Origin of the sequence: Streptomyces sp. NPDC102270, assembly GCF_044766405.1 — a bacterium.
Classification (GTDB): domain Bacteria; phylum Actinomycetota; class Actinomycetes; order Streptomycetales; family Streptomycetaceae; genus Streptomyces.
In genome coordinates this window covers 29,973-49,585 of the sequence record NZ_JBIWLX010000034.1, presented here as the reverse complement: position 1 = coordinate 49,585, position 19,613 = coordinate 29,973, and the positions used below count along the sequence as shown (strand labels likewise).

Sequence of the window (19,613 nt, the reverse complement as noted above, 5' to 3'; positions counted from 1 at the left end):
GTCCTGCGGGACTACCCGAACATCCGCTGGCACTTCACGCACAGCGGCGGGGCACTGCCTTTCCTGGCCTACCGGCTCGCGACCCGGCACTCGGCCTTCCCTCCGTTCAACGAGGTGCTGCCGGAAGGCCCCCTCACCTACATCAAGCGGATGTTCTTCGACGACGCACAGGCGTTCACCGCCGCGCAGTTGGAGCCGCTGTCGTCCCTCGTGCCCGCCGACCACATCATGTTCGGCAGCGACTGGCCGGCGACCCGCCACCTCTACGCGGCCGACAACGTCGAGACGATGCCCTTCCTCAAGGGCAGCCTGCCGCATCTCAAGGCAGGCGACCCCGAACCGACCGTCGACGAGATCTACAGCCGTCGCCGGCGGATCGCTCTCGAACGAACCAACGCCCTCGAACAGTTCCCGAAGCTGAAGGCGCGCATCCGCCGCTCAGGCTCGCGCTGACCTGTGCCCAGAGCGCCGGCGGACCGGGGAGGCCGTCGACACAAGCCCCGACATCACAGTCACCGTACGCTGGCCCCTCCTCCCTCTCCCTACCTCGGCGACGGAAAGTGAGCGCGATGAGTACGCAGCGGGTTCTGGTCGTCGATGACGAGCCCAAGATCCGCATGACCGTGCGCGGTTACCTGGAGGCGGACGGGTTCCACGTCGTCGAGGCCGCGGACGGGCCCTCCGCCCTGCGGGCCCTCACCCGCGACCGGCCGGACCTCGTGGTGCTCGACGTGATGCTTCCGGGCCTGGACGGATTCCAGGTCCTGCGCCGCATCAGGGAGGCGAGCCGGATCCCGGTGATCATGCTGACCGCCCGGGACGAGGAGGTCGACCGGCTGATCGGCTTCACCACCGGCAGCGACGACTACGTCACCAAGCCGTTCAGCCCCCGCGAACTGGCACTGCGCGTACGCGCCATCCTGCGGCGCACCGACAGCCGGTCCGAGGCGGACCGCGAGGACGGCGTGCTGCGCTTCGACGGACTGACCGTCGACCCCGGGACACGGACCGTGCTGGTCGATGCCGACCGGACGGTGGAGCTGTCCGCCCTCGACTTCGATCTGCTGTTCGCGATGGCCCGTGTCCCCGGGCGGGTCTTCACCCGGCGCGGCCTGCTGGCCCGGGTGTGGGGCGATGACTTCTTCGGCGACGAGCGCGTCGTGGACGTGCACATCCGCACGCTGCGGCGCGCGCTGGGCGACGACGCGGGCGCACCCCGGTTCGTCGGGACCGTCCGCACCGTCGGCTACCGGTTCATCGGGCGCCCCGCCTAGCGGCCAGGAAGGACACCCGCCCATGTCTGCCTCCCGCTTTCCGGCCCACCACCGGTCTCGTGCGCGGCTGCGCCGGATCAAGGAGCGTCTGTCGCTGCGCAACCGGCTGGTGCTCTCGCACGTCATGGTGCTCCTGCTGGCGCTGACGGCCATGGCGGCGGTCAGCGCGCTGATCGAGGTGTGGCTCGGTTTTGCCGACATCGAAGGCGATGTGGTCCTGCAGGTCGGTCTGTTGTTCGGAGGGGCCGCGGCCTTCCTTGCGTCCGTCGCCCTGTCGCGGTTCCTGCTGCGTCCGCTCGACCGGGTGCGAGCCGCCACGCGCCGACTCGCCGAGGGACACTACGACGACATCCTCGAACTCCCCAGCGAGCCGGGCCTGGCGGCGCTGGTCAAAGACGTCAACACGCTGGCGGCCGCCCTCGCCGACACCGAGCGCCGGCGCGCCCGGCTGATCTCCGAGGTCGCCCACGAGATGCGCACCCCGATCACCATCCTTCGCGGCCAGATCGAAGGCATCGCCGACGGCATCTTCGTCCCCGACGAGGCGATGTTCGCCTCCCTCGCCGATGATCTCGACCGGCTGCAGCGTCTGGCCGGTGACCTCTCCAGCCTGTCCCGGGCGGAGGAGGGTGCCTTCGATCTTCGCCGCGAGTCCACCGACGTGGCCATGCTGGCCCGGAGCACGGCCGAGCGACTGCGCCCCCAGTACGACGACCAGAAGGTGACCCTCGCCGTTGACGCGGGTACACCCGTCGCCGCTTTCTGCGACCCGGACCGGATCACTCAGGTCCTGGTGAACCTGCTCGGCAACGCACTGGCCGCGTGCGATCGGCACGGGCATGTGGCGCTGTCCGTGCACAGCGAACCGTCGCCCGGGCACCGCGTGATCGTGCGGGTCACGGACGACGGCATCGGCATCGCCGAACACGACCTGGAGCGCATCTTCCACCGCTTCGAACGCCTTGGGCATCCCGGCCGATCCGCTGCGGCCGGCGGCAGCGGCATCGGTCTGACCATCGCCCGGGGCGTCGCCCGGGCCCACGGGGGAGACATCACCGCGGAATCCGACGGGCTGGGCAAGGGAGCGACCTTCACCTTGCGCCTACCGCAGGATGCTCACTGACAGCCGGTCCACGAGTGCGTCGGGGCGCATGGCCGTGGTGGATCGGTCCGCCCGACCCGGTCAGGGGCGTGCCCGTCCCGCCCCGCCGGGTGGCGACGATCTCCGCCGCGATGGACAGGGCCGTCTCCTCGGGTGTGCGGGCACCGAGGTCGAGTCCGATCGGCGACCGAAGCCGCGCCAACTCCCGTTCCGTCAGGCCCGCTTCGCGCAGCCGTCGGTCCCGGTCGGCGTGCGTGCGCCGTGAGCCCAGCGCGCCGACGAAGGCGGCCGGCATCCGCAGGGCCGCTTCCAGCAGGGGTACGTCGAACTTGGCGTCGTGGGTGAGCACGCACAGCACCGTGCGCGCGTCGGTCGCGGTGCCGCGCAGGTAGCGGTGCGGCCAGTCGACCACGACCTCGTCGGCCTCCGGGAAGCGGGTTGTGGTGGCGAAGACGGGGCGGGCGTCGCACACGGTCACGTGGTACCCGAGGAACTTGCCCACCCGTACGAGGGCCGCGGCGAAGTCGATCGCCCCGAAGACGATCATGCGGGGCGGCGGCACACTCGACTCGACCAGCAAGGTCACTCCGCCGGGACAGCGCGAGCCTCCCCCGGACTCCGTCCGGGGGGACCCCCATCTCGCTCCGCGCGCCGACAGTTCGACCGTGCCGGTGCGGCCGGCGTCCAGCAGCGCGCGGGCTTCACCGGCCGCCGTACGGTCCAGCTCCGCGTGCCCGCCGAGTCCGCCTTCGTACGAGCCTGCCCCGGACCCCGGCCGGGAGGGCCCCGCTCCCGCTTCGCGCGGCCGCACCAGCACGGCGTTGCCGAGGAGTTCGGCGGGGCCGCGTACGACGCGGGCGAGGGCGGCCGGCTCGTCCCGCGCCGCGGCCGACAGGGCCGACCGGAGCACCGGCCGCGCCGGCGCGTCCCTGCCGACCGGGGTGACCATGATGTCGATGATCCCGCCGCAGGTCAGCCCGACCGCAAAGGCGTCCTCGTCGCTGTATCCGAACCGTTCGACGACCGTCTCGCCGTCCCGGAGGGCCTGGACGCACAGGTCGTACACCGCTCCCTCCACGCAGCCGCCGGAGACCGAGCCGATGACCGTGCCCTCGCTGTCGACGGCGAGGGCGGCGCCGGGGCCACGCGGGGCGCTGCCGCCGACGGCCACGACGGTGGCGACGGCGAACGCGCGGCCCTCCTCGGTCCAGCGGTGCAGTTCCCCGGCGAGGTCAAGCACGGACGCCTGCCGTCAGGACGCGGTCGGGGCGGATCGGCAGGTCCCGGTGGCGTACGCCGGTCGCGTGCCAGACCGCGTTGGCTACGGCCGCGGCGGCGCCCACGATGCCGATCTCGCCGATGCCCTTGATGCCGACCGGGTCGTCGGGGTCCGGGTCGTCGATCCAGTCCGCCTCGATGGCCGGGACGTCGGCGTGGGCGGCGACGTGGTAGCCGGCGAGGTCGGCGCCGTAGTGGCTGCCCAGGGCCCGGTCGCGGACCGCCTCCTCGTGCAGGGCCATGGAGATGCCCCAGGTCATGCCGCCGACGAACTGGTTGCGGGCGGTGAGCGGGTTGACGATCCGGCCGGCCGCGAAGATGCCGAGCATGCGGCGCACGCGGACTTCACCGGTGGCGGGGTCCACGGCGACCTCGGCGAACTGGGCGCCGAAGGAGTGCCGTTCCTTCTGGGCGAGGGCGCCGATGGCCTCGGTGGTGTCCGACCGCACGGTGATCCCCTCCGGCGGGATGTCGGCGCCGAGGGCGAGCCGTTCCCGCAGTTCCCCGGCGGCGATCGTGACCGCCCAGGCCCAGGAGCGGGTGCCCATGGAGCCGCCGGCGATGAACGCGGGACCGAGGTCGCTGTCGCCGATGATTACGCGGATGTGTTCCGGTGTGGTCTCCAGGGCGTCGGCGGCGACGAGGGTGAGTGCGGTCCGGGCGCCGGTGCCGATGTCGGCGGCGTTGATCCGCACGGTGTAGGTGCCGTCCGCCTCCGCCGTCACCGCCGCCGTGGACGGGCCGGCGCCCGCCGGGAAGGAGGCCGCGGCCGTGCCGGTGCCGAGCAGCCAGCGTCCCTCGCGGCGCAGGCCGGGGAGCGGGTCGCGGTCGGCCCAGCCGAACCTGCGGGCACCTTCCCGGAAGCAGGCGATCAGATTGCGTCCGCTGAACGGCAGCCCGGACACCGGGCCCGTCTCGGGATCGTTGCGGGCGCGCAGTTCGATCGGGTCGAGGCCGCACTTCACGGCGAGTTCGTCCATCGCCGACTCCAGCGCGAACGACCCCGGTGCCTCGCCCGGCGCGCGCATCCAGGTCGGGGTCGGCACGTCGAGCCGTACCAGCCGGTTGGCGGTGTGGTGGGCGTCGGCGCCGTACATGGTCCGGGCCGGTCCGGCGGCCGACTCGATGAACTCGTGCACGGTGGAGGTGGCGCTCAGGGAACGGTGCTCCAGCGCGCGCAGCCGGCCGTCGGCGTCGGCGCCGAGCCGCAGACGCTGCCGGGTGGGGCTGCGGTAGCCGGCCAGCGAGAACATCTGCCGCCGGGTCATGACCACCCGTACCGGACGGTGCAGTTCGGTCGCGGCCATGACGGCGGCCACCTGGTGGGCGCGCACGCCCTTGCTGCCGAAGCCGCCGCCGACATGCTCGGAACGCACCCGGACCGAGGCCGGGTCGAGCGAGAACATCTTCGCGAGTTCGCTCGCGACCCAGAAGGTGCCCTGGTTGGAGTCGACCAGTTCGAGTCGGCCGCCGTCCCAGCGGGCCGTCGCCGCGTGCGGCTCCATCGGGTTGTGATGCTCTTCCGGGGTGGTGTACTCGGCGTCCACGACGACCGCGGACGCGGCGAGTTCGGCCTCCAGGTCGCCTTTCTCGATCACCGCCGGAATGTGGCTGTCGACCGTGTACGCGTCGGGGTGCTCGCCGGTGAAGTCGACGTCGTGCGGCTCCTGTTCGTAGTGCACCACCAGCGCTTCGGCGGCCTCCCGGGCCTGTTCGGAGGTCTCGGCGACGACCAGCGCCACCGGCCAGCCCGCGTGCGGCACCCGGTCGTGCTGGAAGACGGTCGCGGTCGGGTCCGGGACGCCCAGCAGACCGACGTAGCCGGTCTCGACCCGTGGGGCGTTGCCGTGGTGCAGGACGGCGATCACGCCAGGCATGGCGAGGACGTCGGCGGTGTCGATGGAGCGGATGCGGCCACGGGCGACCGTGGACAGCGCCAGCCAGCCGTACGCGAGGTCGGCGAACGGGATCTCACCTGCGTAGCGGGCGGCTCCGGTGACCTTGTCGCGGCCCTCGACGCGGGTGTGCGCGGTGCCGACGGCGTTCTCGCGTGCTGTGGGTGCGGTGGTCATCGGGCGGCCTCCTCGGCGAGTTCGGTCAGCACGGCCACGACGAGGTTGCGCATGAGGGTCACCTTGTATGCGTTGTGCAACAGCGGTTTCGCGGCGGCGAGTTCGGCGTCCGCAGCGGCGGCGAAGGTCCCGGCGTCGGCCGGCGCCCCGGTCAGGACGCGCTCGGCCTCCGATGCCCGCCAGGGCCGGGACGCGACCGCCCCGAAGGCCAGGCGCACCTCGCGTACGACGCCGTCCTGGACGTCGAGTGCAGCGGCGATCGAGCCGATGGCGAAGGCGTACGAGGCACGCTCGCGCACCTTGCGGTAGCGGGAGCGGGCGGCCACCGGAACGGGCGGCAGGGTGACGCCGGTGATCAGCGCGCCCGGCGGCAGCGCGGTCTCGCGGTGCGGAGTGTCACCGACCGGCAGGTAGAAGTCGGCGAGGGGCACCTCGCCCGGGCCGTCGGCGGTTTCGTACGAGACAACCGCGTCGAAGGCGGTCAGCGCGACGCCCATGTCCGAGGGGTGGGTCGCCACGCAGTGCTCGGAGGCGCCCAGGATGGCGTGGTTGTGGTGCTCGCCCTCGATCGCGGGGCAACCGCTGCCGGGTACACGCTTGTTGCAGGGCTTGGTCGCGTCGGTGAAGTAGCCGCAGCGGGTGCGCTGGAGCAGGTTGCCGCCGACGGTGGCCATGTTGCGCAGCTGCCCGGAGGCGCCGGCCAGGACGGCCTGGGCCAACGCCGGGTAGCGGCGGCGGACTTCGGGGTGGGCGGCGAGGTCGCTGTTGGTGACGGTCGCGCCGATGCGCAGGCCGCCGTCCGCCGTCACCTCGATGTCGTCCAGCGGGAGTTCGCGGACGTCGACCAGGCGGGCGGGCCGCTCGACGCCGGTCTTCATCAGGTCGACGAGGTTGGTGCCGCCGGCGAGGAACCGGGCGTCGGGGTCGGCGTCGAGCAGGGCCAGGGCCCCGGAGACGTCGGGGGCCCGGTCGTAGAGGAACTCCCTCACGCCGCCGCCTCCTCGGACTTCGCTTCCGCCGCCCGGGCCACAGCCTGGACGATCGAGACGTACGCGCCGCAGCGGCACAGGTTGCCGCTCATCCGTTCCCGGATCTCCTCGGCGCTCAGGGGCGGTGGTCCGGCCTCGGGGCGGACGTCGTCGGTGACGGCGCTCGGCCAGCCGGCCGCGTGTTCCTCGATCACCGCGATCGCCGAACAGATCTGGCCGGGGGTGCAGTAGCCGCACTGGTAGCCGTCCAGGTCGAGGAACGCCTGCTGCACCGGGTGCAGCCGGTCGCCCTCGGCCATGCCCTCGATGGTGGTGATCTCGCGCCCTTCGGCGGCCACGGCGAGTTGCAGACAGGACACCGCCCGGCGCCCGTCGAGCAGTACCGTGCAGGCGCCGCACTGCCCCTGGTCGCAGCCCTTCTTGGTACCGGTCAGGTCGAGGCGCTCGCGCAGGGCGTCGAGCAGGGTGGTGCGATGGTCGACGGGCAGGGTGTGCTTCTCGCCGTTGATGTTCAGGGTGATGTCGCTGGACGTGGACGGTGGGGCTGGGGCCATGTTCAGCCTTCTTTCACGTGTCCCGGACACGTCGGGGCGTCGGTCCGACGCTAGAGTGAGCTCAAGCGGACAACTGTCCGCCATCGGTCCGAACGTAATGGACAACTGTCCGTTTCTCAAGGACCGCTTTCGGACACGAGCCGGCGAGGAGGACGAGTGCGGCAGAAGAGCGACCCGCGCCTGCGCTCGGACGCGCAGCGCAACCGCGAACGCATCCTGGAAGTGGCCCTCGCCGAACTTTCCCGGGCCGCCGACACCCCACTGAGCGCGATCGCCAAGAAGGCGGGCGTCGGCCAGGGCACGTTCTACCGGAACTTCCCCAACCGCGAGACGCTCGTCCTCGAGCTCTACCGCCACGGGGTGCAGCAGATCGCCGACTCCGCGTCCGAGCTGCTGGAGACCAGGGAACCCGACCAGGCGCTACGGGCGTGGATGGACCACCTCGCCGGGTTCGCGATGACCAAGGCCGGCCTGGCGGAGGCGATCCGCCAGGCCACCTCGTCGGGGAAGGCGGCGAAGCCGGGCCACACCCCGGTGACCGACGCGGCCGACCTCCTGCTCCGCGCCTGCGAGGAGGCCGGCACGATCCGTCCCGACGTCACGGCCGACGACTTCATGCTGGCCATCGCCGGCCTGTGGCAGCTCGCCCCGCACGATGACTGGCAGTCGAGGGCGAGGCGCCTGCTGGACATCGTCATGGACGGGTTGCGCGCGGGGGCACCCGGACGCCGGGATCTGTCCGGCGGATCAGGCCGACTGTAGGGGACGGTGCCCAGCAGCGATGCAGGGTGCGCCGGCGTCGCGCGGGGACCGGCCGGCCAAGGGCGGTGATTGCTGCTCCGCCGAGGATCAGGCCAGTCCAAGAAGCGCTTCGGCGTGGCCGGCCAACGGCGAGTTCACCCCGTCTCACGTGAGTGTAGACAGCCGGCAGACCGCCCCCTGCGCAGTCGGTTCAGTCCACGGCGGGACGGGCGAGGCCGTGGTCGTAGGCGAAGATCACGGCCTGGATGCGGTCACGGGCGCCGATCTTGGCCAGGACACGGCCGACATGCGTCTTGACGGTGGACTCGGACAGCACGAACCGCGTGGCGATCTCCCCGTTGGTCCAGCCTCTGCCGACGGCCACGAGGATCTCGCGCTCACGGTCGGTCAGCGAGGTGAGCCTCGGGTCCTCGGCGGGGTCGGATCGGTGCGAGGGGACGTACTGGGCGAACTCCTCGAGGAGGCGGCGGGTCAGGGCGGGCGCGATGACGGCGTCGCCGGAGGCGACCGCGCGGATCCCGGCGAGGAGTTCCTCGGGGCGCGCGTCCTTGAGGAGGAACCCGCTCGCGCCGGCCCGCAGGGCGGCGTGGACGTACTCGTCGAGGTCGAAGGTGGTGAGCACGAGGACGTGGGAGCGGCCGCCGGCGGCGACGATGCGGCGGGTGGCCTCGATGCCGTCCATGCCGGGCATGCGCACGTCCATCAGGACGACGTCGGGGCGCAGTTCGGCCGTCTTGCGGACCGCTTCGGCGCCGTGGGCGGCCTCACCGACGACGTCGGTCTCGGGGACGGAGTCCAGGAGCAGGTGGAAGCCGTAGCGTTGCAGCGGCTGGTCGTCCACGATGAGCACGGTGGTCATCGGTCACCGCCGCTTCCCGGCGTGAGGTCGAGGACGGCCTCGACGTTCCATCCTGCGCCGGCCGCCGGTCCCGCGCTGACGGTGCCGCCGTACAAGGCCGCTCTCTCCCGCATGCCCACCAGGCCGTGTCCTTCCTCGTTCGGCGGTCCGGACTGTGCGGCCGGGCCGGTGTCCTGGACCCGGATGGTCAGCCGGCTGTCCTCGACGAGGATCGCCAGGTGGACCCGGGTGTCGGTGTCGGCGTGCTTCAGGGTGTTGGTGAGGGCTTCCTGGACGATGCGGTACACCGTCAGCTGCACCCCGCTGTCCAGGGCGTCCACCTCCCCGGAGGTCCGGTAGACCACGTCCAGCCCGGCGGCGCGCACCGTGGCGCACAGCGCTTCGATGTCCGCGATGCCGGGCTGCGGGCTGAGTTCGGGCCCGCGGGACGGACCGGCGCCGTCCTGACGCAGCACACCGAGCACCCGCCGCAGCTCGCCGAGGGCCTGTCGGCCGGTGTCACCGATGAGCTGCAGGGCCTCCTTGCCCCGCGCGGGCTGGAGGTCGCTGGCGTAGGCGCCGGCGTCGGCGAGGGTGATGATGACGGACAGGTTGTGGCCGACGATGTCGTGCATCTCCCGCGCCACACGGGTGCGTTCGGTGGCCGTGGCCAGTCTGCTGCGCTGGTCGCGCTCGATCTCCAGCCGGGCCGCCCGCTCGCGCAGTCCGGCCAGTTGGGCCCGGCGGATGCGGACCATCAGGCCGAGCGCGAGGGCCGCGGTCGCCGTGCTCAGCAGGAAGAACAGCGCGTCCCACACGGACACGGCCGCGGACGCGCGCACCGCGACCAGCGCCATGGCGCCCACCGTGACCGCACAGGCCCAGGGCAGCTGCCGCAGCCGCCCGTGCAGGGCCAGGCTGTACAGCGCGATCAACAGGGCGACGTCCGCGCGCATCGCGGCGCCCAGGGACCACTGCAGGACGAACACCGCGGCGATGACGGCGAACGCCAGGAGGGGTTTGCGTCGCCGCCACAGCAGGGGCAGTACCAGTCCCGCCTGGAAGACCAGGATCCCCGCGACGGGCAGGTGGGTGAAGGCGAGCCGGAAGCGGGGCGGGCTGTCGCCGTCGTCCACACTGCCGTGGATCAGGTCGGGCAGGCAGAACATCAGGAAGACCAGGACGACGACCGCGGTGTCCAGTACCCACGGACGTATCCGGTCGGCATGGCGCAGCCGCTGGCCGCCCCGGGACAGTCGGGCGACCAGCGGTCCCATCCCGCCGAGGTCATCGGTGGCCACGGACGTCACCTGTCCATGATGCGGGCGTCAGACGTCACTGCGCACGAGCCGGTACGCCGCGCCGCCCAGCACCAGCGCCGTCCAGCACAGGAACACCAGCAGCCCGGCGCCCGGCGACAGGGTCGTGGAGTCGTGGGTCAGGGAGAACATCGCCTGCCCCGCGTTGGACGGCAGGTAGGGGCTGATGCCGTCCTGCCAGGAGCTGGGCAGCAGGGAGATCAGGCCGGGGATCAGCATCAGGGCGGCCACCAGGACCGAGATCCCGCCGGCCACGGACCGCAGCAGTGCGCCCAGGGCGGTGCCGATCACCCCGACCAGGCCGAGGTAGAGCCCGGCGCCGAGCAGACTGCGCAGGACACCGGCGTGCGAGAAGCCTATGGCCGCGGGCGTGCCGGAGACGATGCCGCCCCCGATCACAAAGGCGACGAACGCTCCCAGCGTGCCCACCGCCAGAGCGACCAGCCCGAACACGGCCGCCTTGGACCACAGCACGGGCAGTCGGCGGGGCACCGCCGCGAGGGTCGAGCGGATCATGCCGGTCGAGTACTCGCCCGCCGTGACCAGTACGCCGAGGACGCCCAGGGCCAGCTGGGCGAAGTTGGTACCGAAGAGGGACAGGCTCACGGTCGTCGAGTCGGCGAAGTCCCGGTCCAGGTTGCCGGAGTCGATCCCCGACTTGTAGCGGCTCGCGGCGATGAGGCCGAAGGCCACCAGGAACAGCAGGCCCAGGCCCAGGGTGATCCAGGTCGAGCGCAGGGACCACAGCTTGGCCCATTCGGAGGCCAGCACGCGCCGTCCGGTCACGCGGTAAGCGGGGCGGGGGCGGGTGGCCCGGGGTTCCTCGGTGGTTGCGGTGAGGGTGCTCACGCGGTCCTCCCGAGGGCGTCGATGCCGGTCGTGGTGCCGTGGTACTCCACGGCATCCCTGGTCAGGTCCATGAACGCCTCCTCCAGCGATACGGTCCGCGGGCTCAGCTCGAACAGCGCGATCCCGTGCTCAGCGGCCTTGAGGCCGATTTCGCGGGCGCTCACCCCGGTCACCTGCAGTTCCTCGGAGCCGACGTGGCCGGTGACGTCGACGCCCGGCCCGGCCAGCACGTCCCGCAGCCGCGCCGGGTCCTGTGTCGCCACCTTCACCGTGTCGCCGCCCGCCTCGCGGATCAGGTCGGCCACCGTGGTGTCGGCGAGCAGCCGGCCGCGCCCTACGACGATCAGATGGTCCGCCACCAGGGCCATCTCGCTCATCAGGTGCGAGGACACGAACACCGTCCGGCCCTCGTCGGCGAGCCCCTTGAGGAGGTTGCGGATCCAGAGCACGCCCTCCGGGTCCAGCCCGTTGACCGGTTCGTCCAGCATCACCGTCTGCGGATCGCCCAGCAGGGCCGCGGCGATGCCCAGCCGCTGGCCCATGCCGAGGGAGAAGGCACCGGCCCGCTTCTTCGCCACGCTGTCCAGTCCCGAGAGGCCGATGACCTCGTCGACCCGGCGGCCCGGAATGCCATGGGTCAGCGCGAGGGCTTTGAGGTGGTTGTACGCCGAACGGCCCGGATGGATCGACTTCGCCTCCAGGAGCGCGCCGACCTCCTGGAGCGGCGCCTGGTGGCGGGCGTAGTGCTGACCGTTCACGGTGACGGAGCCGCTCGACGGTGCGTCCAGGCCGACGATCATGCGCATGGTCGTGGACTTGCCCGCCCCGTTGGGGCCGAGGAAGCCGGTCACGGTACCCGGCTTCACGACGAAGTCCAGGCCGTCGACGGCCGTCTTCTCCCCGTACCTCTTGGTCAACTGCCGTGAGTCGATCATTCGCGCTCTCCCTCTGGGCTCCGGCGTCCGTCGCTTCCGACGCCACACCGGCCACGCTAAGCGGCGAATCAGCCCGACCCGGTGGTACCGGGGGGCTGATGTACGCCGTACGCGTGGTACCGCGGTACTACGCGCCCACCTGCGGTGCTGTCCGGCGACGCCCGCCGACGAGTCAGTCCGACTTCTCGCCGCTCTCGGTCCGGATCCTGTCGAGGGCGCCGGCGAGGGCTCCTGCCATGGCTCCCTGCGGCCTGCCGAAGGTCGAGGCGGAGAACCGGGCGGGGCCGGTCTTGGCGGTGAAGGAGTGCGCGTAGGCGAACTCCTTCAGCCCCTCCTCCCCCTGCTTGCGCCCGTAACCGCTGTCGCCGCGACCGCCGAACGGCACCGCGGGGTTCATGGAGAAGACCAGTGCGTCGTTGATGCTGGTCATTCCCACGCGGAGGCGACGGGCGATGGCTTCTCCGCGGTCGCGGCTGAAGACGGCGCTGCCGAGCCCGTACCGGCCGGCGTTGATGTGGGCGACGGCCTCGTCGACGTCGGCGACCTTGATGACGGCCAGCGTCGGCCCGAACGTCTCCTCCGTCGCCGCGAGGGCGTCGGTGGCCACTCCGACCAGGACGGTGGGCGTGACATAGCGGTCGCCCACCGCGCCGAGGCCGCCTACGGTGGCTGTGGCGCCGCGCTCCAGAGCGTCCTGGATGTGTTCGCGGATGATGGAGGTCTGGCTCGGCAGCGGAACCGGCCCGATCTCCGCGTCCTCGTCGCTGCCGACGCGTACCCGCCCGGCGAGCGCGCTGATCTTCGCGACGAACTCGTCGTGCACCGACTCGACGACGTAGGCCACTTCGAGACTGATGCAACCGTGCCCGGTGTTCTGCATGGCGCCCCACACGACGTGAGCGGCGGCTTCGTCCAGGTCGGCGTCCTCCGCGACGATGACGCCGTCCTTGCCGCCGAGTTCCAGGAGTACAGGGGTCAGGGTCTGAGCGCATTGGGCGGCCACCGTCTTGCCCGTGGCGACACTGCCCGTGAACGCGAGCTTGTCGAGGCCGGCCTCGATGAGCGCCTGGCCCGTGGCCCCGTATCCGTTCAGGTTCTGCAGGACGGCCGGCAGGTCCGGAACGGCACGCTGCCAGGTTCGGACGAGCCATTCGGCGACGCCGGGCGTGATCTGGCTGGGCTTGAGGATCACGGCGTTCCCGGCCGCGAGCGCGTCGACGAGGATGGCCGCGGGAGTGAGCAGGGGGAAGTTCCACGGGCCGATGACGCCCACCACGCCGTACGGCTGGTACTCGACCCACGCACGCTGGTTGGGCGTGGTGGGGCTGGCCGGAACCTCCCGGCGCCCCAGGACGCGTGCGGCGTTGTCGGCGGCGTACTGCACGTGTTCGAGCGTGCCGAGCACCTCCACGCGGGCGTCGTCGAGGGGCTTGCCGTTCTCGGCGTGGATGAGCGCGGCGCCCTCCTCGCCGCTCAGGGCTATCTCCCGCCGCCACGCGCGCAGTCGCTGCGCGCGGCCCTCGAAGCCGAGGTCCCACCAGGCCCCGGTGACCGAGCGTGCGGCGGCGACGGCCGCGGCGGCTTCTTCCTCGCCGGCCACGGGGTACCGGGCGAACTCGGCTCCGGTGGCCTGGTCGATGGTGACGACCTCGGTCGCGTCGTATCCGATGACGCCGTCACGTGTGATCGTCGGGACGTTGTCGGTCATGGGTCTTCCCCTACTCAGATGATTGAGAACGTGTGCCGTGCCGAACGTTCGACACCTGGGCACCGGTGGCCGCGGAGCCGGAAGCGCTCTCGGCGGGCGGGCGGACGTGGCGCAGCCGTCGGAAGGCGACCCACGGCCGGGTCGGGGGCGCCGAGGAGGCGCCCGCTTCTACGCGCCGGGGGTGCGGTAGCGAGCCGCCAGGGTGGGCTGGTTGCCACCGGTGAGCAGCGCGGACTCCGCGGTCAGCAGGGCGTCGAGGGCCGCCGCCTGGTCCTCCAGACCGGGGGCGCACACGGTCTCTCCCAGACGCAGCCCGACGAGGCTGGCCGAGGCGACGTCCTGCGGGGTCATCGCCCAGGGGATGTGGTGGCCGGCGCCCTGGTTCCACTCCGTGGCCACGACGCCGGGCAGCAGCACCTGCGTACGGATGGGCGTGTCGGCGAGTTCGCCTGCGAGGGTCCGGGTGAAGGCGACGGTGGCGGCCTTCGCCGCGGCGTAGAGAGTGCGTCGGGGTGCGCGGGAATCGGCGAGGCCCCCGCTGAAGGCCAGCAGCGAGGCCACCGTGATGATCGCGCCTTCGCCGGCGGCGAGCATTCCGGGAAGCGCGGCGCGGACCAGCCGAACGGGGGCCACGGCGTTGAGGGTGAGCAGGCGGTCCACGTCGTCCGGGTCGACGTCGACGAGCGGGGCGTAGCCGCCGGCGCCCGCGTTGCTGATCAGCAGGCGCACGTCCCCCGCGGCGAGGCGGCCGGTGACAGCGGTGATGCCGTCGTGGGTGCCGAGATCGGCGGGCAGTACCTCCACGGCCGCGCCCCGGGCGCGGAGCCCTTCTGCGAAGTCGCCGAGCCGGTCCGCGCGGCGCGCCACCAGGACGAGGTCGTGGTCATCCGCCAGCAGACGGGCGTATTCGGCGCCGATACCGGAGGAAGCGCCGGTGATGAGGGCCATCGTTCGTGTCATACGTCGAGCATGTCTCAAGCGTTCACGCACTGTCAAACGTTTGATGCTTGTGAAGTGTCGTACTCTTTGGCGGGTAATACGTGATGACGATGAACCCGTGGGCCTCGGCGCGCTCGACCGCGTGACCTGGGCATTGCGCCGCGCGGAGCTGGCGGTGCAGACACTCAAGGAACAGCGGCTGCGCCCCCTCGACATGGCCCCTGCGCACTACACCCTGCTGATGTCGGTGCACAGCGAACCAGGGCTGGCCGGCGCGGAGTTGGCCCGCCGCTTGAACGTCACCCCCCAGGCGGTCGCCTCCCTGGTGGCCCGCCTGGAGGGCCGCGGCCAGTTGGAGAGGCGCGAGCACCCACGCCACCGGCACGTGCAGGAGCTGCACCTCACCGACGCCGGACGGGAAGCGCTGCGCGCGGCAGACCAGGTGATCGCCGACATCGAGCGCCACGTCACCGAGGGGCTGGGACAGGCGGAGAGCGCGCAGCTGCGGACGCTGCTCGACCAGGTGAGCAAGACGGTGCGCAACGCCTGAGCCCGTCGGCCGGCGGGCCACGGTTGTGGTGACGGCACGCGTGCAGCCCATCGGGACTCGCGCGTCGGCGGCCACGGTCATCCGCACGAAGCCACCGATGCGGCCGGGGGCGCTTACGGGACGAGGACGATCTTCCCCGTCGTATGCCCGGTCATGATCTGCCGATGCGCCGCGGCGGCTTCGCGCAGCGGATGGCCGGCGGCGATCAGGACGCGCAGCCGCCCGGCCCCCGCGGCTTCGGTGAGCTGCAGGCGCGCGGCGGCGCGGACTTCCGTGCCGGGGTCCGCGCCGGGCCCGCCGCCCAGGAGCCTGATACCGGCTCGGGCCCCGCGTTCGAACGCCGCGACGGTCGCGATGCGGGACCGGTCCGCCACCAGCTCCACCGAGACGTCCACCGCCTCGTCGGTGCCCACCAGATCGGCAGCCGCGTGGACGCCCTGCGGCGCTGCCGCACGTACCCGGTCCGCCAGACCCGGCCCGTACGCGATCGGAATCGCCCCCAGGTCGCGCAGGACGTCGTGCTTGACCGGGCTCGCCGTCCCCAGCACCCTCGCGCCGCGCTCGACGGCCAGCTGCACGGCCATCAGGCCGACGCCACCGGCGGCACCGTGGATCAGCACCGAGTCGTTCTCACGCAGACCGATCGCTTCGAGGACATGCACAGCGGTGACGCCCGTGACCATCAGTCCTCCGGCCTGTTCCCACGAGAGAGCGGCGGGCTTGGGCACCACCGACGAGGCCGGGACGACGAGTTCGGCCGCATACGCGCCGGGCGCGCGGTACGCGATCACCTCGTCGCCGATCCGGACCGGACCCGCGGGGCCGGTCGCGTCGGCACCGACAGCGGTCACCACACCGGCCGCTTCGGCGCCGAGCCGCATCGGCAGATTCGCCGGATCGGTTCCGAAGACGCCGCTGTACATCTTGTGGTCGAAAGGGTTGACGCCGACGGCACGGACCGCGACGCGCACCTGACCCGGCCCGGGCTCCGCCACATCGACATCGATCACCGACAGCACCTCGGGACCACCGTAGGCACGCGCTACTACCGCTTCGCTCATGTCATAGGACAACGCGCCACCGGAAAGCCCGATTCCCCTTTTCGGATTTTTTTGATCGGAGCGCTCCGCTCCGATAGATTGGATGATCGATCACCTGACGCGGAAGGACCCATGAACGTCACAACAAAGCCCACGGCCCTGGTGACCGGCGGCAGCCGGGGAATCGGCGCCGCCACGTCCCGGGCGCTGGCAGCTCGCGGCTACCGCGTGGCCGTCAACTACTTCTCCCAGCGCGCGGCGGCCGACCAGGTGGTCAAGCGCATCGAGGCCGACGGCGGCGAGGCCTTCGCCGTGCAGGCCGACGTGTACGACCCCGTCCAGGCGACCGAACTGCTGGAGCGCTCCGCGGTGGAGGGGCGCCTGGACGTCCTCGTCTGCAACGCCGGCGCCCGCTTCACCCCCACTCCTGTGCAGACCCTCGCCTGGGACGACTTCAGGACGAAGGTGACGGCCGAACTCGCATCCGTCTACACCCTCACCCAGCGGGCACTGGAGGTCATGGGAGCCCAAGGCCACGGCCGGATGGTGTACGTCTCCAGCGCCGTGGCCGATGGTCCGCCGGCCCCGGGCATGGCCGCCCACGGCACCGCCAAGGCCGCCCTCAACACCTTCGCCCGCTTCGTCGCCCATGAGGCCGGTCCGCTCGGCGTCAACGTCAATGTCGTGGCACCGGGTTACGTCCGCACGGAGAGCAGCGCGGGCATGCCGCAGGAGTTCCAGCGGCGGCTGGCGGAGAACACGCCCCTGGGGCGGGTCGCGGAGCCGGAGGACGTGGCCCGGGCGATCGTGATGCTCGTCGGCGAGGAGGCCGCCTTCGTGACCGGCGAGGTGATCACCGTCGACGGTGGGTACGGCCTGGCCCGCCGGTAGGGGAAAATGCCTGTCCATGGGTGACACGCAGACCGGCAGACCGCGCGGCCGCCGACGGGAGGCGGACCGCAACGACGCCCGCCTCATGCAGGCCGCGCGCGAAGTCTTCGCCGAGCTCGGCTGGGACGCCCCCGTCTCGGAGATCGCCCGCCGGGCGGGCATCGGCATGGGCAGCCTCTACCGCCGCTACCCCAGCAAGGAACTGCTGGCTCAGCGGATGCGGATCCTGGGGATGGAACAGCTCGTCGCCCAGGCCCGCACGGCTCTCGCCGAGGAGCCCGACCCCTGGACGGCCTTCGCCCGCTTCCTGCGGGACGCGCTCTCGGACCAGGGGGCGGGCGGTCCGCTCCTCTCCCTGGTCGGTGGCCGGCTGCCGGCCACCGACGAGACCGTGGCGGCCGCCGAGCAGCTCCGGGCCGCCCTCGACGACCTCGTGGACGGCGCCCACCGCGCAGGAGTGCTGCGCGGCGACTTCACCTCCGCCGACGTCCCCTTGCTCCTCGAACACCTCACCGCACGGATCCCCGTCACCGACGAACGCGCCACCACGCTCCACCTGCGGTACCTGGACCTGGTCCTCGCCGGGTTGCGCACGCCGGCCGTCGACGGTCCCACCGCGTTGCAGAGCCCGCCCCCGGACTGGGCGGAACTCAGCGCACTGTGGAACGCCTCAGGGGGCTGAGCCCGGCGCCCCCAGGCAACTGGCCGGCGACTCAGTGCTCCGCAGCGGCGTCACATGGCCAACTGCCCCTCCACGGTGACGGCCACCTGGCCGGGAAGATCGCGGCCGCCGAGGGTCCCTACCGCAACCATGGCCGCCACCCGCCGTCTTGACCATCGCCGACCGACCGAAGTCCGCGCGGCGCGGGGGCCCTCAGGCCGCCAACAGCGCCGCCAGGGCGCGGTCCATCGCGGCGTTGAACTCCTCCGGCGTCAGCGGCAGACGGGACTTGACGTCCCGACTCCACTGGTCGGCGAGGACCTCGGCGGAGCCCGCCTCGACACCGTCGAGCGCCGCGTCGGCCAGGTCCGACGGAGCGATCTTGTCCACGGGCCAGCCAGCCGCCATGTCGGTGTCGGCCAGGCCGAGGTGCACCGCTGTGACGAGCGTGCCCTGCTCGGCGAGCTCCAGTCGGACGCCGTTGGTCATGGCCCAGGCGCCGGCCTTGGTCAGGTGGTAGGCATTGGCGCCCTTGCCCCCGAACCACGACATGGCGGAGAGGACGTTGACGATCGCGCCCCCGCCGTTCCTGGCGAGCGCCGGCAGAAACTCCCGGACCATTCCCAGGTGGCCGAACATGTTGGTCTCCAGCTCGTGCCGCACCGCGTCCAGCGAACCGGTCACCAGGTCGGTCCCCGTACTGATTCCCGCGTTGTTGATGAGCAGCGAGACGTCCGGGGCGGCCTCGGCGGCGGCCCTCACGGATGCGGGATCGGTGATGTCGAGGGGCAGCACCTCGACCCCGGGCAGGTCCACGGTCTCCGGTCGGCGGGCCGTCGCGTAGACCTTGCGGGCGCCCCGTTCGAGCAGGCGCTGGGCCACCGCGACGACGGCCTTCTTGCCGGCCAACTGCGAGGTGGAGCCGTCGATGGTGAAGGCCCAGCCGAAGGTGAAGACCTTGTCCTGCCACTGCTGGAAGACGATCACATCGTGCTCGGCCAGCAGCGCCTGCTCTGCGGCGACGTCGATCTGGAAGTCGGGGTAGGTGGCGTAGAGGTCGTGCACGGTGACATGGGCCAGATCGCGCACGGCGTCCACGAGCGCCGCGTTGGCCCTCGACTGGGACAGATCGGGGTGGCCTACGACAAGAAGAACCTTGGACATGAGGAGAAGCCTCTTCAGTGATCAGTGAAATGGGTGAACGGAGGCGGGTCGGGCGGTGTGACAGGCCGGGACCTTCGCCGGCCGAGCCGGGAACGGCTGTCAGCGGTCAGTGGTCAGTGGTCGATGCTGGACATGTTGGCCTCGTCGTGGCGTTCGCCCGCGGCCGGTGTGAGGTTGTTGAGGCGGTCGAGCTGGGCGGGGGTGAGTTCGACGGCCTCGGCGGCGGTGTTCTCCTCGACGCGGGTGACGCGGCGGGTGCCGGGGATGGGGGCGATGTCGTCGCCGCGGGACAGCAGCCAGGCCAGGGCGGTCTGGGCGGGGGTGGCGCCGAAGCGCCGTGACTACGGCTGCCGGCATGGCGTATCGACGCATGATCGTCCTTCTGGCTCTGGTGATCACGGCGCCGACGGGCGCCGTGAAGGGGCGGGAGACCGGCTGCACAAGCAGCGCCGTTCCGGACCGTTCACACCGCCGTGGGCGATGCACCACCCACAAAACCGGTTGTCACCGGCGCATGGGAGTCCCTGATGAGGGGGTCACTGACAGGGACCCCCAAGCCGACGGAAGCGCCACAATCACCACCGAGCAGCAACAGCCCTCCGAAGGCGCTCCGGGGGCTGTCGGCGCGTCGAACCACAGCAGATGGGAAGGTTCTGACCAGCTCTTTCGCAGATGTACTTCCGCCTGG

The 19,613-nt window shown here is 71.9% G+C and carries 19 protein-coding genes and 2 pseudogenes; 7 read left to right on the top strand and 14 right to left on the bottom strand.

Annotated features, from left to right (window positions below):
* The 3 genes from ACIRP7_RS42685 to ACIRP7_RS42675 all read left to right on the top strand — a co-directional run.
* Nucleotides 1-453 (top strand): amidohydrolase family protein (locus ACIRP7_RS42685; protein WP_403671505.1); only part of this gene is annotated, 453 nt, incomplete at its 5' end.
* A 116-nt stretch (nucleotides 454-569) separates the two neighbouring features.
* Entirely contained in the window at nucleotides 570-1,274 is a 705-nt protein-coding gene (locus ACIRP7_RS42680) for a response regulator transcription factor (protein WP_403671502.1), read from the top strand.
* Between the two features lie 22 nt (nucleotides 1,275-1,296).
* On the top strand, nucleotides 1,297-2,397 hold the full coding sequence (locus tag ACIRP7_RS42675; protein ID WP_403671499.1) for a sensor histidine kinase: 1,101 nt from the start codon (nucleotides 1,297-1,299) through the stop codon (nucleotides 2,395-2,397).
* Here ACIRP7_RS42675 and ACIRP7_RS42670 read toward each other — a convergent pair.
* Genes ACIRP7_RS42670 through ACIRP7_RS42655 form a run of 4 tightly spaced genes read right to left on the bottom strand, consistent with a single transcriptional unit; the run spans nucleotide 2,366 to nucleotide 7,269 of the window.
* Nucleotides 2,366-3,616 (bottom strand): XdhC family protein, encoded by a 1,251-nt coding sequence (locus ACIRP7_RS42670; RefSeq protein ID WP_403671496.1) that lies wholly within the window; start codon nucleotides 3,614-3,616, stop codon nucleotides 2,366-2,368. The genes ACIRP7_RS42675 and ACIRP7_RS42670 overlap by 32 nt on opposite strands.
* Entirely contained in the window at nucleotides 3,609-5,726 is a 2,118-nt protein-coding gene (locus ACIRP7_RS42665; RefSeq protein ID WP_403671493.1) for a xanthine dehydrogenase family protein molybdopterin-binding subunit, read from the bottom strand. The genes ACIRP7_RS42670 and ACIRP7_RS42665 overlap by 8 nt, the downstream gene beginning before the upstream one ends.
* Nucleotides 5,723-6,715 carry an FAD binding domain-containing protein gene (locus ACIRP7_RS42660; RefSeq protein WP_403671490.1) on the bottom strand — a complete coding sequence of 331 codons (993 nt, stop codon included), beginning with the start codon at nucleotides 6,713-6,715 and terminating at the stop codon, nucleotides 5,723-5,725. Before ACIRP7_RS42660 ends, ACIRP7_RS42665 begins: the two co-directional genes overlap by 4 nt.
* Nucleotides 6,712-7,269: a 2Fe-2S iron-sulfur cluster-binding protein gene (locus ACIRP7_RS42655; RefSeq protein ID WP_403671487.1), complete on the bottom strand. Its 558-nt coding sequence runs from the start codon at nucleotides 7,267-7,269 to the stop codon at nucleotides 6,712-6,714. The genes ACIRP7_RS42660 and ACIRP7_RS42655 overlap by 4 nt, the downstream gene beginning before the upstream one ends.
* A gap of 156 nt (nucleotides 7,270-7,425) precedes the next feature.
* Between ACIRP7_RS42655 and ACIRP7_RS42650 the strand changes: the two genes are divergently transcribed.
* Nucleotides 7,426-8,031 (top strand): TetR/AcrR family transcriptional regulator, encoded by a 606-nt coding sequence (locus ACIRP7_RS42650; protein ID WP_403671484.1) that lies wholly within the window; start codon nucleotides 7,426-7,428, stop codon nucleotides 8,029-8,031.
* Nucleotides 8,032-8,221: 190 nt separating this feature from the next.
* On the opposite strand, the gene ACIRP7_RS42645 is transcribed toward ACIRP7_RS42650, so the two are convergent.
* The 6 genes from ACIRP7_RS42645 to ACIRP7_RS42620 all read right to left on the bottom strand — a co-directional run bounded on the left by ACIRP7_RS42645 (nucleotide 8,222) and on the right by ACIRP7_RS42620 (nucleotide 14,640).
* Entirely contained in the window at nucleotides 8,222-8,890 is a 669-nt protein-coding gene (locus tag ACIRP7_RS42645; RefSeq protein WP_403671481.1) for a response regulator, read from the bottom strand.
* The gene (locus tag ACIRP7_RS42640; protein WP_403671478.1) at nucleotides 8,887-10,170 is read right to left on the bottom strand and encodes a sensor histidine kinase; all 1,284 of its coding nucleotides are present in this window, start codon (nucleotides 10,168-10,170) and stop codon (nucleotides 8,887-8,889) included. The genes ACIRP7_RS42645 and ACIRP7_RS42640 overlap by 4 nt, the downstream gene beginning before the upstream one ends.
* A 27-nt stretch (nucleotides 10,171-10,197) precedes the next feature.
* On the bottom strand, nucleotides 10,198-11,037 hold the full coding sequence (locus tag ACIRP7_RS42635) for an ABC transporter permease (protein WP_403671475.1): 840 nt from the start codon (nucleotides 11,035-11,037) through the stop codon (nucleotides 10,198-10,200).
* Complete coding sequence (locus ACIRP7_RS42630; RefSeq protein WP_403671472.1) at nucleotides 11,034-11,972, bottom strand: ATP-binding cassette domain-containing protein; 939 nt, start codon at nucleotides 11,970-11,972, stop codon at nucleotides 11,034-11,036. The genes ACIRP7_RS42635 and ACIRP7_RS42630 overlap by 4 nt, the downstream gene beginning before the upstream one ends.
* Nucleotides 11,973-12,144: 172 nt before the next feature.
* Nucleotides 12,145-13,680: an aldehyde dehydrogenase family protein gene (locus ACIRP7_RS42625; protein ID WP_403671469.1), complete on the bottom strand. Its 1,536-nt coding sequence runs from the start codon at nucleotides 13,678-13,680 to the stop codon at nucleotides 12,145-12,147.
* A gap of 168 nt (nucleotides 13,681-13,848) precedes the next feature.
* Entirely contained in the window at nucleotides 13,849-14,640 is a 792-nt protein-coding gene (locus ACIRP7_RS42620) for an SDR family NAD(P)-dependent oxidoreductase (RefSeq protein WP_403671466.1), read from the bottom strand.
* A 97-nt stretch (nucleotides 14,641-14,737) separates the two neighbouring features.
* Between ACIRP7_RS42620 and ACIRP7_RS42615 the strand changes: the two genes are divergently transcribed.
* On the top strand, nucleotides 14,738-15,169 hold the full coding sequence (locus tag ACIRP7_RS42615) for a MarR family winged helix-turn-helix transcriptional regulator (RefSeq protein WP_403671463.1): 432 nt from the start codon (nucleotides 14,738-14,740) through the stop codon (nucleotides 15,167-15,169).
* A gap of 113 nt (nucleotides 15,170-15,282) precedes the next feature.
* Here ACIRP7_RS42615 and ACIRP7_RS42610 read toward each other — a convergent pair whose 3' ends face one another.
* Complete coding sequence (locus ACIRP7_RS42610; RefSeq protein ID WP_403671459.1) at nucleotides 15,283-16,230, bottom strand: zinc-binding alcohol dehydrogenase family protein; 948 nt, start codon at nucleotides 16,228-16,230, stop codon at nucleotides 15,283-15,285.
* 111 nt (nucleotides 16,231-16,341) lie between these two features.
* On the opposite strand from ACIRP7_RS42610, the gene ACIRP7_RS42605 reads away from it, so the two are divergent.
* Complete coding sequence (locus ACIRP7_RS42605) at nucleotides 16,342-17,100, top strand: SDR family NAD(P)-dependent oxidoreductase (RefSeq protein WP_403671456.1); 759 nt, start codon at nucleotides 16,342-16,344, stop codon at nucleotides 17,098-17,100.
* Nucleotides 17,101-17,116: 16 nt separating this feature from the next.
* A complete protein-coding gene (locus ACIRP7_RS42600) occupies nucleotides 17,117-17,782 on the top strand; it encodes a TetR/AcrR family transcriptional regulator (protein WP_403671454.1) in 666 nt (221 codons plus the stop codon).
* A gap of 192 nt (nucleotides 17,783-17,974) precedes the next feature.
* Here ACIRP7_RS42600 and ACIRP7_RS42595 read toward each other — a convergent pair whose 3' ends face one another.
* From ACIRP7_RS42595 to ACIRP7_RS42585, 3 genes and pseudogenes are all read right to left on the bottom strand, one after another.
* The gene (locus ACIRP7_RS42595) at nucleotides 17,975-18,691 is read right to left on the bottom strand and encodes an SDR family oxidoreductase (RefSeq protein WP_403671508.1); all 717 of its coding nucleotides are present in this window, start codon (nucleotides 18,689-18,691) and stop codon (nucleotides 17,975-17,977) included.
* A gap of 6 nt (nucleotides 18,692-18,697) precedes the next feature.
* Nucleotides 18,698-18,925, bottom strand: a pseudogene (locus ACIRP7_RS42590) (NAD(P)H-dependent oxidoreductase); the annotation flags it as partial.
* Between the two features lie 113 nt (nucleotides 18,926-19,038).
* Nucleotides 19,039-19,254 (bottom strand): annotated as a pseudogene (locus ACIRP7_RS42585) (aldo/keto reductase); the annotation flags it as partial.
* Nucleotides 19,255-19,613 lie beyond the last annotated feature (359 nt).

Excerpts from the sequence above, each read along its gene's own strand:
- ACIRP7_RS42630 (WP_403671472.1), bottom strand. The coding sequence starts at position 11,972 with ATGATCGACTCACGGCAGTTGACCAAGAGGTACGGGGAGAAGACGGCC.
- ACIRP7_RS42645 (WP_403671481.1), bottom strand. The coding sequence starts at position 8,890 with ATGACCACCGTGCTCATCGTGGACGACCAGCCGCTGCAACGCTACGGC.
- ACIRP7_RS42625 (WP_403671469.1), bottom strand. The coding sequence starts at position 13,680 with ATGACCGACAACGTCCCGACGATCACACGTGACGGCGTCATCGGATAC.
- ACIRP7_RS42680 (WP_403671502.1), top strand. The coding sequence starts at position 570 with ATGAGTACGCAGCGGGTTCTGGTCGTCGATGACGAGCCCAAGATCCGC.
- ACIRP7_RS42655 (WP_403671487.1), bottom strand. The coding sequence starts at position 7,269 with ATGGCCCCAGCCCCACCGTCCACGTCCAGCGACATCACCCTGAACATC.
- ACIRP7_RS42605 (WP_403671456.1), top strand. The coding sequence starts at position 16,342 with ATGAACGTCACAACAAAGCCCACGGCCCTGGTGACCGGCGGCAGCCGG.
- ACIRP7_RS42600 (WP_403671454.1), top strand. The coding sequence starts at position 17,117 with ATGGGTGACACGCAGACCGGCAGACCGCGCGGCCGCCGACGGGAGGCG.
- ACIRP7_RS42610 (WP_403671459.1), bottom strand. The coding sequence starts at position 16,230 with ATGAGCGAAGCGGTAGTAGCGCGTGCCTACGGTGGTCCCGAGGTGCTG.
- ACIRP7_RS42665 (WP_403671493.1), bottom strand. The coding sequence starts at position 5,726 with ATGACCACCGCACCCACAGCACGCGAGAACGCCGTCGGCACCGCGCAC.
- ACIRP7_RS42620 (WP_403671466.1), bottom strand. The coding sequence starts at position 14,640 with ATGACACGAACGATGGCCCTCATCACCGGCGCTTCCTCCGGTATCGGC.
- ACIRP7_RS42675 (WP_403671499.1), top strand. The coding sequence starts at position 1,297 with ATGTCTGCCTCCCGCTTTCCGGCCCACCACCGGTCTCGTGCGCGGCTG.